General features: G+C 72.4%; 9 protein-coding genes. 5 read left to right on the top strand and 4 right to left on the bottom strand.

Features of this window, described 5'->3' with window-relative positions:
- Positions 1 to 2: 2 nt before the first annotated feature.
- Together lhgO and ACWDA7_RS17295 are read right to left on the bottom strand one after the other, a co-directional pair.
- On the bottom strand, positions 3 to 1,250 hold the full coding sequence (gene lhgO, locus ACWDA7_RS17300; RefSeq protein ID WP_450605149.1) for an L-2-hydroxyglutarate oxidase: 1,248 nt from the start codon (positions 1,248 to 1,250) through the stop codon (positions 3 to 5).
- Between the two features lie 50 nt (positions 1,251 to 1,300).
- On the bottom strand, positions 1,301 to 2,722 hold the full coding sequence (locus ACWDA7_RS17295) for an MFS transporter (protein WP_450605148.1): 1,422 nt from the start codon (positions 2,720 to 2,722) through the stop codon (positions 1,301 to 1,303).
- 683 nt (positions 2,723 to 3,405) lie between these two features.
- On the opposite strand from ACWDA7_RS17295, the gene ACWDA7_RS17290 reads away from it, so the two are divergent.
- Both ACWDA7_RS17290 and ACWDA7_RS17285 read left to right on the top strand, forming a co-directional pair.
- Positions 3,406 to 5,487, top strand: coding sequence for an asparagine synthase-related protein (locus ACWDA7_RS17290; RefSeq protein ID WP_450605147.1), 2,082 nt, complete (start codon positions 3,406 to 3,408; stop codon positions 5,485 to 5,487).
- A 378-nt stretch (positions 5,488 to 5,865) separates the two neighbouring features.
- The gene (locus tag ACWDA7_RS17285) at positions 5,866 to 9,246 is read left to right on the top strand and encodes a BTAD domain-containing putative transcriptional regulator (RefSeq protein ID WP_450605146.1); all 3,381 of its coding nucleotides are present in this window, start codon (positions 5,866 to 5,868) and stop codon (positions 9,244 to 9,246) included.
- A gap of 363 nt (positions 9,247 to 9,609) precedes the next feature.
- On the opposite strand, the gene ACWDA7_RS17280 is transcribed toward ACWDA7_RS17285, so the two are convergent.
- Positions 9,610 to 10,350, bottom strand: a complete 741-nt coding sequence (locus ACWDA7_RS17280) for a TetR/AcrR family transcriptional regulator (protein WP_450605145.1) — start codon at positions 10,348 to 10,350, stop codon at positions 9,610 to 9,612.
- 379 nt (positions 10,351 to 10,729) lie between these two features.
- Here ACWDA7_RS17280 and ACWDA7_RS17275 point away from each other — a divergent pair, with 379 nt between their 5' ends.
- Both ACWDA7_RS17275 and ACWDA7_RS17270 read left to right on the top strand, forming a co-directional pair.
- Entirely contained in the window at positions 10,730 to 12,130 is a 1,401-nt protein-coding gene (locus ACWDA7_RS17275) for an NAD(P)/FAD-dependent oxidoreductase (RefSeq protein ID WP_450605144.1), read from the top strand.
- Positions 12,131 to 12,338: 208 nt separating this feature from the next.
- Complete coding sequence (locus ACWDA7_RS17270) at positions 12,339 to 13,991, top strand: ATP-binding SpoIIE family protein phosphatase (RefSeq protein ID WP_450605143.1); 1,653 nt, start codon at positions 12,339 to 12,341, stop codon at positions 13,989 to 13,991.
- Between the two features lie 59 nt (positions 13,992 to 14,050).
- Here ACWDA7_RS17270 and ACWDA7_RS17265 read toward each other — a convergent pair whose 3' ends face one another.
- Entirely contained in the window at positions 14,051 to 15,313 is a 1,263-nt protein-coding gene (locus ACWDA7_RS17265) for an MFS transporter (RefSeq protein WP_450605185.1), read from the bottom strand.
- A 180-nt stretch (positions 15,314 to 15,493) separates the two neighbouring features.
- Here ACWDA7_RS17265 and ACWDA7_RS17260 point away from each other — a divergent pair, with 180 nt between their 5' ends.
- Positions 15,494 to 16,042, top strand: a complete 549-nt coding sequence (locus ACWDA7_RS17260) for a MarR family winged helix-turn-helix transcriptional regulator (protein ID WP_450605142.1) — start codon at positions 15,494 to 15,496, stop codon at positions 16,040 to 16,042.
- Positions 16,043 to 16,680: the final 638 nt, after the last annotated feature.

Genomic DNA, 16,680 nt, shown 5'->3' with positions numbered 1-16,680 from the left:
GCTCACCCCTGGTCCAGCCCGGCCAGCACCCGCCGTGCCACCTCCCGGCCGATCGGCAGCGAAGCGGTGGCGGCGGGCGACGGAGCGTTCAGCACATGGACCGTCCGCGCGCCCTCACGGATCAGGAAGTCGTCCACCAGCGTCCCGTCCCGCAGCACGGCCTGCGCCCGCACCCCGGCCGCGGTCCGTACGAGGTCGTCCTCGCCGACACCCGGCAGCAGTCTGCGCACGGCCCGGGTGAACGCCGCCTTCGACACCGACCGGCGCAGCTCCCCCGCCCCGTAGCGCCAGTGCCGCCGGGCCATCCGCCACGCGCCCGGCCAGGCCATCGTCCCGCCTAGCTCCCGCGGCTGTACGACTCCCCAGCCGTACCCCTCGCGCGCCAGCGCCGGCACCGCGTTCGGCCCGATGTGCACCTCTCCGTCGATCCCCCGCGTCAGATGCACCCCGAGGAACGGAAACGCCGGGTCCGGCACCGGGTACACCAGGCCCCGCACCAGCTCGGGCCGCCGCAGCGCGTAGTACTCGCCCCGGAAGGGCACGATGCGCATGCCCGGGTCGTCACCGGTCAGCCGGGCCACCTCGTCACAGTGCAGCCCGGCGCAGTTGACCAGAACGCGTGCGCGAAGGACCGTTCCGTCGTCTGTGCGCGCGGCGACCCCGAGGGAAGGGCGCCGGTCGATCTGCACCACCTGCGCGCCGTACCGGATCTCCGCCCCCGACGCCTCGCCCAGCTGCCGGGCGACCGCCACGTAGTCGCAGATCCCGGTCGTGCCCACATGGATGGCCGCAAGGCCCTGCACCTCCGGCTCGTACTCCGAGATCTGGGCGGAGCCCAGCTCCCGCACCGGAATGCCGTTCTCCCGGCCGCGCTGGATCAGTCCGTGCAGACGCGGCAGCTCCTCCCGCTCGGTGGCGACGATCAGCTTGCCCGTCACGGCGTGCGCGATGTCGTACTCCGCGCAGAACTTGACCATCTCGGCGGCGCCCCGCACCGCGTACTGCGCCTTGAGGGAGCCGGGGCGGTAGTAGATCCCGCTGTGGATCACCCCGCTGTTGCGCCCCGTCTGGTGGCGGGCCGGGCCTGGCTCCTTCTCCAGGACCGTCACCCGCGTGCCCGGAGCGGCACGTGTGATCGCATAGGCCGTCGACAGGCCGACGATTCCGCCTCCGATCACCAGCACGTCGCAGTCATAGGCGATCTCCCGCACCTGCTTCACCTCCCGGTCTTCGATAGTGCACTGCGCCACTGACAATGCCCTCAAACCCGGGAGACGCCCGGCGATGCGCGCGGGCGGACTCAGGCGGGAGCCATCAGCAGCGGCCGTGCCCGCTCCCGCAGCTCCGCCACGCGCGGTTCGTCGCCGTACGGCTCGAGCCGGTGCAGCAGGTCGCGCACGTACTCCGTGGTCCGCGCCGACGATATGCGCCCGGCGACCTCCACCGCACGCACCCCCTGCTCACACGCCGCGTCCAGGTTGCCGGACTCCAGCTCGGCGACCGCCGACACGACCAGGCGCAGCCCGTGGGAACGGACGAACTCCTCCGTCGGCCGGGAGAGGGCCTGCTCGGTGAAGCGGCGGACCTGCCGGGGTGCCTTGAGGTCCCGGTAGCACTCGGCGGCGTCGGCCGCGAACCGGTCGTAGGAGTAGAAGCCGAGCCACGTCGGGTCGTTGTCGCCCTCGCGGGCCCGTTCCAGCCAGCCCTCTGCGGCCTTCAGGGCCGCGCCGGCCGCCTGGGCGTCACCCGCGCGTGCGTGCGCCCGCGCCTCGACGAGACGGAAGAAGCTCATGGTGCGCGCCGTGGCCAGACCGCGGTTGCGCTCGAGAGCGGCCTGGGCGAGGTCGACGCCCTCGTCGCCGAAGCCGCGGTAGGTCGCCTGGAGCGACATGGACGCCAGGACATAGCCCCCGAGGGGCACGTCGGCGGCCGCGCGCGCGAGGCGCAGCGCCTGGATGTAGTAGCGCTGGGCGGCCTCCTGCTGCCCGGTGTCGAACGCCATCCAGCCGGCCAGCCGGGTCAGTTCCGCGCTCGCCCCGAACAACGCCCGGCCCACCTCGTCCGAGTACGAGCCGAGCAGCAGCGGCGCCGCCTCCACTCGTAAGCACTCGGGCACCATCGAGGAGCGCCAGTCGCCGCCCCCGTACTTGGAGTCCCAGCGCCTCGCGTCCTCGGCGGCCTCGCGGAGCTTCTGGACATCGCTGTGGCCGACCTTCAGCGGTGCGCCGGACACCTCGCCGGGGCCGGGATCGCGCGCCACCGAGCTGTCGGCCGGGGTTATCAGCCAGCGGGAAGCAGGGGTCGCATAGGCGCTCACCGCGAAGGATCCGGCCAGCGACTGCCAGATGCCGCCGCCGGCCCGGCGCCCGGCGAGGTCGAGGCGGTACAGCTCCGTCGCCGACTTCACCGCCTGTCCTACGTCCCGGGGGAAGGCCAGGCCCACTTCCGGTGCGGGATCGGCGTCCGCCAGACCGATCTCGTGGAGCGGTACGGGGCGGCCGAGCTTCTGGCCGATGGCCGCGGCGATGAGGTGCGGCGCGGCGCCCTGCGGCACCATGCCCTTCGACACCCAGCGCGCCACCGAGGTCTTGTCGTAGCGAAGAGTCAGACCGCGCTGGGCGCCAAGGTCGTTGACGCGCCGGGCGAGGCCCGCGTTGCTGATTCCCGCGAGGGCGAGAACGGCGCCGAGTTTTTCGTTCGGCCCGCGTTGCTCCCTGGACATGCGCCACCCCTCGACACAGACGGCTGCCGCGGCGATGGCATAACCGCGCGGCATTCGTAAACCCAGCGTAGTTCGCCACATCCCAAGCGTTAAGAAGCTTAAATCCGGATGGCGGGATTGTGGTCCGCACCTCAGCACGGAGGGTTGCGGCGCGCTCCCGGTGTGTGGCTGTGCGCCCGTCCGTGCGCTCTACTCCGGCCACCGGGACGGCGGTTCCATGGGCTCTGCGTGGGTCGGCCCGCTGTACTGGATCCAGTGGGCTGGGGGATACCGCCGCCTCCATCCCCGCGGGCGGCGGACCGGTCCGGGAGGCGAACTCCGCCTCCCGGACTGTGCGTTGCGGGAGGCCTGTACGGAGCGTGCGCAACGCCGCTCTCGCACAGTCGATTTGGCTGAAAACCGACCCTGGTTCTCAAGGGCGATCAAGCCTCCTACCACTGCTCTTGGGGGCGCGAAGGGCGTTTTCGGGGAGCGTTTCGGGGGCGCATTCACGTCGCTCCCACCCGATGTTCTCCGTCCGACCACGGTGCCCGCAGCGGGAGTTCACCGGCTCGCGGAAGTTTCCGCAAGGGCGCATTCCGGGGCGCGCAAGCCGTGGCAGACCCCCTCCTCCAGGCACTCTTCGTGGCAGCATGGACGCGTTCCTGCGGTGCACTGGTTGTCCACAGCCTGTGGAGGCGTCGATGCGGTGGTTGGTGGGATGGAGCAGCACCGCCGCGGGCGTCGCCGAGCCCGGCGCCGCCGGAGCCACCGGATACGACGGCGAGACCTTGCACCCGGTGGGCTCCCAACTCCTGTGGGGAGACCCCGATCCGCTGTGGGTGGTCGGCGACTGGCGTCCAGACGAGGTGCGCGTCGTGAAGGCGGACGCACAGACCCGGATCGCGGTCCTCGGCACGTGCGGTGCCTCCGACGAAGAGCTGCGCCTCAGCCTGTTCGCCGCCCGGGGAGGCGCGCTTCGCCATCTGACCGCCTGGTCCGGCGGCTACACCGCCGTGGTCCAGGTGGGGCGCAGGATCACGGTGTGCGGCGACCTCGCGGGCGCACGACCGGTGTTCTACACCCCGTGGGCGGGCGGCACGGCGTACGCGACCGCGGCGCTCCCCCTCGCCGACCTCATCGAGGCCAACCTGGACTTCGGGCACCTGGCGGCCCTCCTCGCCGCCCCCGAGGTCCCGGCCGCGGTGCACGACTCGACCCCGTACGACGGCGTCCGGCGCATCCCGCCGGGCCACGCGCTCATCCTGCGCGCGGGATCGCGGGAGATCGCCGGGTACGAGCCCGTTGCCTCGCTCGCGGTGGCGGCGCCCCCCGCGGATCCGGCCGCCGCGGTGGACGCGGTGCGCGACGCCCTCGTCGACGCCGTACGCGCGCGGCTGGCGGCCCCTCGGCACGTCCCGGGCACCGACATCGACCCCGGGCCCGTCCCCGGCATGGGGCCGGCGGAACGCCGTGCCGCGCGCGGGGTGCCGATCCCCGGGATCGGCGCCGACCTCTCCGGCGGACCCGCCTCCGGCACGCTGGCGCTGCTCGCGGCCGGGCTGCCAGGGATGCCCGGCACGGTCCTCGGGCACGGCACCGGCGCGGGCGAGCGCCTGCTGGCGGTCACCTTCAACGACCTTGCCGTCAGGGGCCGCGAGGCCGAGCTCGAGCGCGCCGGCACGCTGGCGGCCAACCCCCGCCTGCACCACGTCGTGGTCACCGGCGGCGAGGAAGTGCTCCCCTACGCCGACCTGGAGGGCCCGCTCACGGATGAACCCGGCCCGTCCCTGGTGACGGCGGTCAGGCACCGCGCTCGGCTGGCCGCCGGCAGCGCCGACCACTTCGCGGGCTACGGCGCACGCCAGGTCCTCGACGCGCACCCGGCCCGGCTCGCGGACCTGGTGATGGACCGCAAGCGGCGCCATCTCGTCCGCCCCGTGGCCGCGTTGACGAAGGCGGACGGCTCGGTGATGGTCCCCGCGCGCGTGTACGGCGCGGCCCGGAAGCTGGCCCGCACGCCGTACCGGGCCGGGGTCGACTCACTCGCCGACCAGCTGATGCAGCGGCGGTTCGACGAGCCGGGAGGCGCCGTAGGCGCGTCTCTCGCCGCGCTCACCTGGGCGAGACCTGGGCCGGCGGCGCGTTGGCTGACCGGTGAGGCCCTGGCTGAAGTATCGGTTCGCCTGCAAGGAGCCGCAGGTCGGACAGGGGTGGGGCCCGGGCAGCGGCCGGGCGATTTCCGCGCGCGTGCCGCGCTGGCGAGATATGCGGCGGATCTACGGGTGCTGGAACAGGCCGTCGAGATCCGCTCCCAGCGGCTGCACACGCCGTTCCTCGACAACCAGGTCGTCCGCGCCTGCCGGGCGCTTCCCGAGGCCCTACGGGTGCAGCCGGGAGCGCGGGCGGCGATCCTGCGCACGGTCCTCGAGGGCGCGGGCGTCCGCGGTCTGCCGCCCGGCTGGGGCGCCCCCTCGCACGCGTCCTCGGCGGCGGCCCGCACGGGCCTGCGCGTGTCCGCCGACTCCCTGACGGCCCTGTTCGCCACACCGCTGCTGGCGGAGGCGGGACTGGTGGAGGCCCGCGTGGTCCGCAAGGCGGTCCGCGCCGCCGCGGACGGCGAGCCGCTCCCCCTGGACGGGCTCGCGGACCTGGTCTCCCTGGAACTGTGGCTGCGCCGCCTGCTGGCCCGCCGAGGCACCTGCTGGACAGGCACCCCGGCCAGGGCCCGCGCGGTCCCGGCGGGCATCTCACCACAGGGGCGTGCGTTGGGGGCGGGGGCGTAGGGCGACGGTCGCGCGGTGGCCGGCGGGGCGCTTTGACGCGTCGGTGGGGCAGCCGGGTGGTGTGGTGCCTTGGTGTTTTCGGGGCGCTCGGATGGCATCTGTCCACAGGGTCGTGCCTTGAGGGCGGGGCGTGGGCCAAGCACCGGGCGGTTGCCGGCGTGGCGCCTCGCCGCGTCGTCGGGATGGCCGGGCCCGGGCTCGGGTAGCCCACCGCGGGGGTGCGCATCGAGGTGGGGCGTAGGCCCCACGATCGAGCAGTGCCTGGTGCGGCGCCCTGCCGCGCCGTCGGAGTTACCCGGGTACGCCGTCCCCCGGCCGCCCTGCGGCTCGCCGTGGAAACCGTGTGCCTCGTACCGCCGTCCCAGGGAGAATGGGCCGGTGCGGTACAGGATTCTGGGCGTCGCCCAAGTCGAGGACGAACGGGGAGTCCCCTTGCCCCTCGGCGGCCCCCGTGTCCGCACCCTGCTCACCGCGCTCGCCCTGCGCCCCGGCCGCACCACCGCCCGCGGCACCCTGATCGACGAGGTCTGGGCCGACGATCCGCCGCTCGACGCACCGGCCGCCCTCCAGGCCCTCGTCGGACGGCTCCGCCGCGCCGTGGGCCGGGAGGCCGTCGACTCGGAGCCCGGCGGCTACCGGCTCGTCGCCGACCGCGAGGCCGTGGACCTGTTCGTCTTCGAGGACCTCGTCCAGCGCGGCACCTCGGCCCTCGCCCGCGGTGAGGCGGACACAGCCGCCCGCGATCTGCGCGAGGCCCTCGCCCTGTGGCACGGTCCCGCTCTCGCCGACCTCGCGGACCGCGGCGCCGCGGCCCGTCCCGAGGCCCTCCGGCTGACGGCGACCCGTGCCCGCGTCGAGGCCGACCTGTGCCTGGGACGCGCCCCCGACGTCGTGCCCGAGCTGACGGAACTGACCGCGGCCCATCCGTACGACGAACCCCTGCACACCCTCCTCATACGTGCCCTGCGTGCCACGGGCCGCGGCGCCGAGGCACTGGCGGCGTACGAGAGCGTGCGCCGCGCGCTCGCGGAGGGACTGGGTACCGATCCGGGAGCGGAACTGCAGGCACTCCATGCCGAGTTGCTGTCTCAGCAGCCGTCCACGCCCACGCCGTCGCCTGCGCACGGCGCCCCCGCTCCGGCGAGCTCCCGCGCCGTCCGCACCGGCAACCTCCGTCCCCGCCTGAACTCTTTCGTCGGCCGGGAACCCGAACTCGACGCCATCCGCTCCGATGTGCGCACGGCCCGCCTCGTCACCCTCACCGGACCGGGCGGCTCCGGGAAGACCCGTCTCGCCGAGGAGGCCGCCGCCGGGCTGCCACAGGCGTGGCTGGCGGAACTGGCCCCGCTCGACCGGCCGGAGGCGGTCCCAGCCGCGGTGGTCAGTGCCCTCGGCCTGCGTGAGACCGTGCTGATCACCAACGAGATGGCGATGCCGCAGGACGACCCGGTCGCCTTGCTGATCGAGTACTGCGCACCGCGCAACGAACTCCTGATACTCGACAACTGCGAGCACGTCATCGACGCCGCGGCCGAGCTGGCGGAGACCCTCCTGACGCACTGCCCGGGGCTCACGATCCTCGCCACCAGCCGCGAACCCCTCGGCGTGCCCGGCGAGGCCGTCCGCCCCGTCGAGCCCCTGCCGCCCGACCCCGCGCGCCGGCTCTTCCTCGAGCGCGCGGCCGCCGTGCGCCCCGACGCGCACGCCGTCCACGACCAGGCGGCCGTCGACGAGATCTGCCGCCGTCTCGACGGCCTCCCGCTGGCCATCGAACTGGCCGCCGCCCGCCTCCGGATGCTGACCCCTCGGCAGATCGCCGACCGCCTCGACGACCGCTTCCGGCTCCTCACCTCCGGGAGCCGTACGGTGCTGCCCCGCCAGCAGACCCTGCGCGCGGTCGTCGACTGGTCCTGGGACCTGCTCGACGAGCGCGAGCGCAATGTGCTGCGCGAGGTCTCCGTCTTCGCCGGCGGCTGGGACCTCGCCGCGGCCGAGGCGGTGTGCACCGGGTCCGCCGCGGAGCTCATCGGGTCGCTCGTCGACAAGTCCCTGATCGTCGCGACCCCCTACGAGGGCGACGGGAGCGCCGGCATGCGCTACCGCATGCTGGAGACGATCCACGAGTACGCCACCGAGCGGGCTGCCGAGGAACCCGAACTGCGTGCCGCGGCCGAGCGCCGGCACCGGGCCTGGGTGCGGGCACTCGTCGAGGAAGCCGACCCCAAGCTGCGCTCCGCCGAGCAACTCCCCTGGATCGGACGCCTGGAGACGGAACTCGACAACATCCGGGCCGGGCTGCACCGTTCGATCGTCGCGGGTGACGAGGCGGAGGCCGGGGCCATCGTCCTCGCCACCGGCTGGTTCTGGTGGCTGCGCAACTTCCGCCGCGAGGGCACCGAATCGACGGACCTCGTGCTGCGCCTGGCAGCGGCCCTGGACGCCCGGACAGCACACGACCGTGCCACGCCCCTGCCGGTGGCGGCCGGTTCCGCCGCCGAGCCCCGTCTCCGCACGCATGGCTCCGCCTCCACGGCGCGTCCGGTCGCCGACGTCTTCGAAGAGCTCGGCGCGGTCGATCCGGTCCACGCGTTCCTCGCCGACAGCGACGCCGAGGAGCGACATCCCCTCCACCCGCTGCGGATGAAGCTGCGGCTGCTGCACATGTTCCTGCTCAGCGAGTCACGGCCGGCGGACTCGATGCGGGACGAGCGGTCGCAGCGATACGTCGCGCGGGTACGGGCTTGGTTCGAGCGCGGCGGCGCCGACGCGGCCTGCCTGCCCGGCATCGTCTGGCCGCTGACCGTCTACTACCTGGGCGAGTCGTACGACGTCCGGCACGCCATGAACGCCACCCTGGCCAACTGCCGCAAATACGGCGGCGACTGGGAGACCGGCGTCGCGCTCATGCTCCGCACGCATGTCCTCGTCGACTCCGCGGGCGGTCTGCACGGCGTGAACGACGACATCGCCGAGCTCCGGGTGATCAGCCGCCGCGTCGGCGACCGCTGGATGCGCGCCCAGGTGAGCAGCGCGGCCGCGGAGGCGGCGATGGGGCGGGGCGCCTTCGAGGAGGCGAAGGGCGAGTACGAGGAGGCGCTGCGGCTCGCCCACGAGGTGGGGGCGTACGCGGAGACACCGTTCCTGCTGGCCCGGCTCGGCGAGATCACCTATCGCGAGGGGAAGCGGGCGGACGCGTCCACGGCACTGGACGAGGCGACCGACGCGGCCGACCGGTACGGCGTACAGGACGCCCGTGCGTTCGTATCCCTGCTGCGTGCGCACATGGCGCTGGACGACGGGGAGACCGCCGGGGCGCGGGACTGGAGGGAACGGGCGCGGGCGGAGGCAGCGCGGGGCACACCGCCGCCGCAGTTCACCGCCGCGCTGAACGGCGTGGACGCGCTCGTGACCATCGCCGAGTCCGGACCGCGGTCCGGACTGCCCAAGCTGGCCGAGGGGCTGCGCCAGGCCCTGGTGAGCGGGTGTGCGGAGTCGGTGACGGCGGGGCTGCTGGAGATGGCGGCCAATGTTCTGGGCAGCATGGGCGCGCACTCCTGCGCGGTCCGGCTGTTCGGCGCGGCCGACCACTGGCGCGGAGCGTCCGTACGTCCCGAACCCGAGCGGACCCGGGCCGAGCGCACGCAGGCAGCGGCCCTGGAGGCCCTGGGACCGGCCCGGTTCGGCGCCGAGCGCGCCAAGGGCGCGGCGTTCACCGCAGACGATGTCCTGCGGGAGCTGGCGCGGGCAGCCACGGAGTGAGCCGGCTCCGTCCTCCTGGCGGCTGAGCCGCGACCCGGCCCCGGCCGTGAGCCACGCCGCCGCATGCCGCGCCTCGCTCCCGGAAGGACCCGTATGGAGCCACTCGCCGAAGCGGACACCCGCGCGGCCGCCCCACCGGTACTCCGACCGGGGAGCGGCCGACGCGAGTGCCGCACACGGCAGATCAGCGGAACGGGCGGCGAGGGCCGTCGCGACGTCCGGCAGACGGACCCGGCCTCCGGCCGCCCGCATGCCCGGCAGCCGTCGTGTCGGAGCCACACCTCGTCACACGGGCCGCGCACTGCCGCGCTCGCGCATCGGAGGCCGTCGCCGGAGCGCCCCGGCACCTCCACCCCGTCCGTCTTACGCCGGACGGGACCGCAGGCCGTCCAGGAGGATGTCGAGCAGCCGCGCCGAGGCCGCCGCCTGCTGGGCGGCGTCCGGCAGTGACGGCGCCGCCGTCGCGATCACCAGCAGCACATCCGAGACGGTGACGTCCGCCCGGAGCTCACCCGCGGTACGGGCCCGCTCCACGAGCTGTCCGACGACTTCCAGCAGCGTCGCCGCACCCGCGTCGTCCGGCTCCGGCTGCTGCTCGACGAGCCGCAGCTCGGTGGCCTGGGAGCGCTGCAGCGGAACCCGCAGCTCGCCCGTCCCCTGGGCGTCCTCTTCGAGGACCCCCACCTTGAGCACCTGCGGCGGCAGCAGCCGCCCCGCACCCGACGCCACCGATGTCCGCAGGAAGCGCGCGAGCGCCGACCACGGCTCGTCCTCCTGGCCGAGCGCAGCCCTGGCCTGGTCGGTCAGCCGGGAGGTCTCCTCCTCGGCTATCCGCCGCACCAGGACGTCCTTGCTCGGGAAGCGCCGGTACACCGTGCCGACGCCGACCCTGGCGCGCCGCGCCACGTCCTCCATCGGCGCGCCGTACCCCAGCTCGCCGAACACCTCGCGCGCCGCGCGCAGTACGTGCTCCAGATTGCGCTGTGCGTCCACGCGCAACGGCGTCGTCCGCGAACTGTCCCCGCGTCCGTTCCCCGCCGCGCTCACCACGCCCGCCGGTGCGACGGCGGACGCGGACGACCAATGAGAGTCCTGAATATGCATAAGCGATCCCCCGGTAATGACGTCTCCCCCCGGAGACTCTCCCCGCCATTGGAAGCCGGAGCGTACGGAACAGGCGTCGTACGTGAGCGGATCCGCCCGTCGCGGACCCCTCGAGTGCACCCCCCCTACACTCCGTCGACACGAACATAGTTGAGCAGGGGTCAATTCAGAAGGGGCAGGTTCCGCACAGAGCGCCCCCCGATCGGAGTACGGGGCGGTTACGTCCCGGTTGCGCCCCCTAAGTTCACCCTGCCCTCACCCGCTGACCTGCGGTTCTTCTCCGCACTCGGGCAATTCGGCCAACTCTGCCCGGCGCCGTCGTCCGGTCACACAATTTGCCGGGGCTGTGGACAAACTCAAGAGTCGGGTGCGTCATGGGATGGTGACGGCTGCAATCCATCGGGGGACGCCCCCCGACCTCCCGAAGTGTGTGCGCATCCTCATCGTCGGCGGTGGCTACGTCGGTCTGTACACGGCCCTGCGCCTGCAGCGGAGACTGAAGGCGGAACTCGCGCGGGGCGAGGCGGAGATCGTGGTGGTCTCGCCCGATCCGTACATGACCTACCAGCCGTTCCTGCCCGAGGCCGCCGCCGGCGCCATCTCGCCGCGCCATGTGGTCGTCCCGTTGCGCCGGGTCCTGGAAGGCTGCCATGTGGTCATCGGCGAGGCCATGGCCATCGACCACGCCAAACGCACCGCCACCGTCGCCACGCTCGCCACCGAGGAGACCGGGCAGACGGAACAGCTGTCGTACGACGAACTCGTCCTCGCTCCCGGCTCCATCTCGCGCACGCTCCCGGTCCCCGGTCTCGCCGAGTACGGCATCGGCTTCAAGACCGTCGAGGAGGCCATCGGCCTGCGCAACCACGTCATCGAACAGATGGACATCGCCTCCTCCACCCGCGACCCCGCGATTCGCGACGCGGCCCTCACCTTCGTCTTCGTGGGCGGCGGTTTCGCCGGCGTGGAGGCGCTCGGCGAGCTGGAGGACATGGCCCGCTATGCGGCGCGCTACTACCACAACGTGAAGCCCGAGGACATGAAGTGGATCCTTGTGGAGGCCACCGACCGCATCCTCCCCGAGGTCGGTGAGGAGATGGGCCGCTACACGGTGACGGAACTGCGCCGCCGCAACATCGACGTACGCCTCGAAACACGCCTCGAGTCGTGCGCCGACCGGGTGGCCGTGCTGTCGGACGGCGCGCGCTTCCCGACGCGCACCGTCGTGTGGACCGCCGGCGTGAAACCGCACCCGATCCTCGCGGCCACCGATCTCCCGCTGAACGGGCGTGGCCGTCTGAAGTGCACCCCGGAGCTGACCTTGGATGGCGTCACGCACGCGTGGGCTGCGGGGGACGCGGCCGCCGTTCCCGACGTCACCGCCGCGGAGCCCGGCAAGGAGACCGCCCCCAACGCGCAGCACGCGGTGCGCCAGGCCAGGGTGCTCGCCGACAACATCGTGCGCGCCATGCGTGACCAGGCCCTGGAGCCGTATGCGCACAAGTACGTCGGTTCGGTCGCCTCCCTCGGGCTGCACAAGGGTGTCGCACACGTCTACGGGCGCAAGCTGAAGGGCTATCCTGCGTGGCTCATGCACCGCGTGTACCACCTCAGCAGGGTGCCCACCTTCAACCGCAAGGCGCGGGTACTGGCCGAATGGACGCTGGCCGGGCTCTTCAAGAGGGAGATTGTCTCCCTCGGTTCACTCGAACATCCCCGTGCGGAGTTCGAACTGGCGGCCGGTGGAAAGCATTCTGGTGACCCGAAGGAGTCGTTCTGACCGGACCGAGGAACTCGGCCGAAGAGACCGACGTCTGACGGATGTCGGTCTGTTCGGACAGACTGGTCCACGACCCAGGGCGGGCCGACCCTCGCCCGGACGCATCCACCAGGCTTTCCCCACTGTGCCGTACCCCCGGGGGGCAGGCCCCGGACCCCCGACCGGGTCCGGAGCCGGTCGGCGACGACAACGACGAGGCAAGGAATCGGTGAACTTCACCCGCTGGAGCGCCCGGCTCCCCGGAACGCAGCGCCGCGCCGCAGCGCGGACCGAGCAGGCGGTCGCTCAGGACCGGCGGGAGGAGGGCTCTGTGCCCGCTGCCCGCGTCGAGCGGCTCACCGACGGCATGCCGGGCGTGCCCGCCGTCGACGGGCTTCCGGTGCGCGAGGTCATCGACCGCATCCCGGCCCTCGTCGCACTGGTGCACGGTCCTGACCACCGCATCGCGTACGTCAACAACGCCTATGCGGCGGCCTTCGGACCCCGGCCGGTCGGTGGAGCCGCCCGTGAGGCGCTGCCCGAGCTGGACGAACTCGGCCTCCTGCCGCTCCTGGACCAGGTGCTGCGCAGTTCCAAGCCGCGTACGGTCAAGTCCCGCAAGGCGGCCGACGGCCGTTCGTACACGTTCACGTGCACCCCGGTGGACGTGCCCGGCGACAAGGCCAGAGGCGTGCTCGTCTTCGCCGCCGACGTCACCGACCACGCCGAGGCCGCCGAACGGCTGCGCGCCAGCGAGCGCGAGCAGCGCGAGACCGCCGTGACCCTCCAGCGCTCCCTGCTGCCGCAGGAGCTGGAACAGCCCGACGACCTGCGCATCGCCGCCACCTACCAGCCGGGCGGTACGGAGGCCGCGGTCGGCGGCGACTGGTACGACGTCATCACCCTCGGCGGCGGCCGCACGGCGCTGGTGATCGGCGACGTGATGGGCAGAGGCGTCCGCGCGGCCGCGGTGATGGGTCAGTTGCGCACGGCCGTGCGCGCCTACGCCCGACTGGACCTGCCTCCGCACGAGGTGCTCCAGCTCCTCGACGGCCTGGCCGCGGAGATCGACGCCAACCAGATCGCGACCTGCGTGTATGCCATCCACGATCCGAACGAGGGCCGGCTGGTGTACGCGTCGGCGGGCCACCTGCCGATTCTCGTCCGCGACGAGAGCGGAGCGGTCCTGCGCGCCGACGAACCCACCGGCCCGCCGCTCGGCACCGGCGGCTGGATGCACACGTCGGGCTCGGTGCCGCTCGGTCCCGGCTCCACGGCCGTCCTCTACACGGACGGTCTGGTCGAACGCCGGGACGCCGACCTCGACGAGGGCATCGAGGCCCTGGAGAGCGCGCTCGCAGGCGCCACGGGCACGCCCCAGGTGATCTGTGACCGCCTGCTGCGCTCGGCGGGCGTCACAGCGGACCACGCCGACGACGTGGCGGTCCTGGTCCTCCAGCACCCGGCGCGCACGGGCTCCGACGGCGACCTCTTCCGCAATGCCGCGCTGGAACTGCTCGGCGGAGTGGAGGCGGCTCCACGCGCGCGTGCCTTCGCCTCCGGTGTGCTGACGAGCTGGCGGTTCCCCACGGATCTGCACGATCTCGGCGTCCTGGCGGCAAGCGAGCTGGTCGCCAACTCCTTGCAGCACGGCATCCCGCCGATGAGGCTGCGCCTCAGGCGCACGGACCGGCGCCTGATCATCGAGGTGACGGACGGCGACGACAGTCTGCCGCGCCGCCGCCGCGCGGAGCCGGCGGACGAGGCAGGGCGAGGCATCGCCATCGTGGCGACCATCGCCTCCAACTGGGGATCGCGGCGCACACCAGGGGGCGGGAAAGCGGTGTGGTGCGAGTTCGCGCTGCCGCGGGGCGCGGGCTGAACGAGTGAGCGCCGGACGGGCGGAAGACCGGCCCGTCCGGCGATCTGGGCGCCGTGCGGTCAGGCGTGCGTCGCGGCGGGCTCCATCGACGCACCGCCCTGTGCCACCACCAGGCTTCGCGCGGACGACGCCTGGTCCTGGGCGGGTGTGAGCCGGCGCCCGAGCCGGATCGCCAGGAAGGTGATGCCCAGCGAGCACAGCAGGAACGTCACCACGTACGGTGCGGGCAGCGACGCGGCCAGCGGACCGCCCACGGCGGGGCCCACGGCCAGGGCGAGCTGCTTCACCAGGGCGAACGCCGAGTTGTACTGGCCGGCCATGCCCGTCGGCGCGAGATCGGCGACCAGCGGTGCGAGCGTGGGCGACAGCATCGCCTCACCGAGCCCGAAGAGCGCGTACGTCGAGACGAACGCTGCCGTCGCCATGCTCTGGCTGCCGTGGCCCAGCCCCGCGAACGCGGCGGCGGCCCACGCGACGGCCCAGATGAGACCCACGGCCGCGACCACCCGGGACCGCCTCCGCCGCTCCACGAACTTCAGCACCGCGAACTGCGCCACCACGATCATCATCGTGTTCGCCGCCAGCGCCGTACCCAGCGCCGACGTCGAGATACCGGCCGCCACGACGCCGTAGGCGCTCAGCCCCGACTCGAACTGCCCGTAGCAGGCGAAGAACAGCACGAAGCCCAGCACGCACAGCTGAACCATGGCCCGGTTGCCTAGCAGCTGCTTCCAGCTCGCCCGGCCGGCTGACGGCGCGGCGGTGCCGGTGTTCGGTGCGTGGGGCAGGCGTACTGTCGCCATGATCACGACGAGCAGCAGGAACATCGCGGCCTCGATCGAGAACAGCAGCGTGAAGGAGGCGGCGCGCTCGGCGTCGACGAGATGGCCGCCGATCAGGCCGCCGATACCGAGGCCGAGGTTCTGCAGGAAGAACTGCATGGCGAAGTCCCGCGACCGGGTCGCCGCGGTGGAGCAGTCCACGATCATCGTGGCCAGCGCGGGCTGCATGACGGCCTGTCCGGCGCCCAGTACGGCCGCCGACGCCAGCACGCTCGCCGCGCTGCTGGCCAGTCCCAGGCCCATCGCGCCGACCGCGGCGGTGATCAGGGCGGCGATCAGCACCGGAAGCGGACCGCGCCGGACGATGGCCCGCCCGGCGAACGGCAGCACCACGAGCGCGGCCACGGCGAAGACGGCGAGCACGAGACCCGCCGTCATGGCACCGAGAGCCCGCACCTGCGCCACGTAGACGTACAGATACGGGACGGTGAAGCCGAGGCCGAACGCGCTGAGCGCGTTGCCCACATGGATCCGGCGCATCGCCGCGCCCGTCGCCCTGGTCACGTTCACCTGCCTTGGGTAGAGGGCACGCCCAGGACCGACCCGTACATCTTAATCCTGAAAGCGATTAGCCCTGAAGACTTCGAAGCTAAAGTTAGGATCTAAACAATACACCTCGAAGGACTTCGACGCCAAGGGACCGCGTGCCATACTGCGGCCATGGGCGACAACCCCGGCTGCAGCGAGCCGACCCTCGACGAACAGATCGCCGCCTACCAGCGCGAGTTCCAGGACCTGGACCCCCAGGTCGAGAAGATCGTCTCTGCGCTGTCCCGGCTCAACCGCCGGATGCACGTCGCCTACGGACGCCAGACCGCGGCACTCGGCATCAGCAACGCCGAGTGGGAGGTTCTCAAGGCGCTCGTCCTCTCCGGCGCCCCCTACCGCATGGGCCCGAGTGAGCTCGCCAAGCGGCTCGGCCTGACGCCGGCCGCGATGACCCACCGCATCGACCGCATGGTGAGCGAAGGGCTCGTCACCCGTGAGCGCGACGAAGCCAACCGAGTCCGCGTGATCGTGGAGCTGACCGCCGACGGCCGCGAGAAGTGGCTGGAGGCGATGCGCCTGGCCTCCGGTTTCGAGGAGGACCTCCTGCAGGACCTCTCTCCGGAGGAGCGCACCATCCTCGGCGAGGCCCTGACCCGCCTGCTCCGCCGGGTGGAGCACGCCCAGCCGGACGCCGGCGGCAGGCTTACGGACCTCGACTGAGACGAACTGGGGCACTCACCCATTCGGGGACTCATCGAGGCGTCGGGTTGACACCGAAATGTCCGTATCGTACGTTTATGCAGCCGCTGTGGCGTGAGACCGTCCCCTGGCGGGGACGGGTGCAGTCGCAGGGGCTCGAAAAAATCTTGCGATGAGGGGTTGACTGCCCCTTGCTCGATCCGTAAAGTTCTTCGAGTTGCCACGAGGCCGTAACGGTCGTCGGGGCCACCTCCGTCGCAGCAGCGGCAACCAAACCAACCAGCACGATCTCGCAACGGGATCAATTTCGGTGTGTCCGAATTTCGATTCCGCTGGGTCATGGTGACTTTGCGTCGGTCGAGTTCACCTCGATTGGGAATCGCCGGAGAGATCCGCTAAGGTTTGGGACGTCGGAACGGCCAACGGCCAGGAAGACACCCCCGGTTGACAGGGGGTCAGGTCCGAAGAGAACCACGGGATCTGATAAAGTCAACAAAGCCGGAAGGCCGAAAGGCCAGAAAGCAACCGAGGAAATCGGGTCGAGAAAAAGATCTGATAGAGTCGGAAACACCGAAGGGAAGCGCCCGGAGGAAAGCCCGAGAGGGTGAGTACGAAGGAAGCGTCCGTTCCTTGAGAACTCAACAGCGTGCCAAAAGTCA

It is taken from the genome of Streptomyces sp. NPDC001156 (assembly GCF_053598275.1).
Note: the sequence above shows the minus strand (reverse complement) of the source record. Positions and strands in the feature narration are given on the sequence as shown.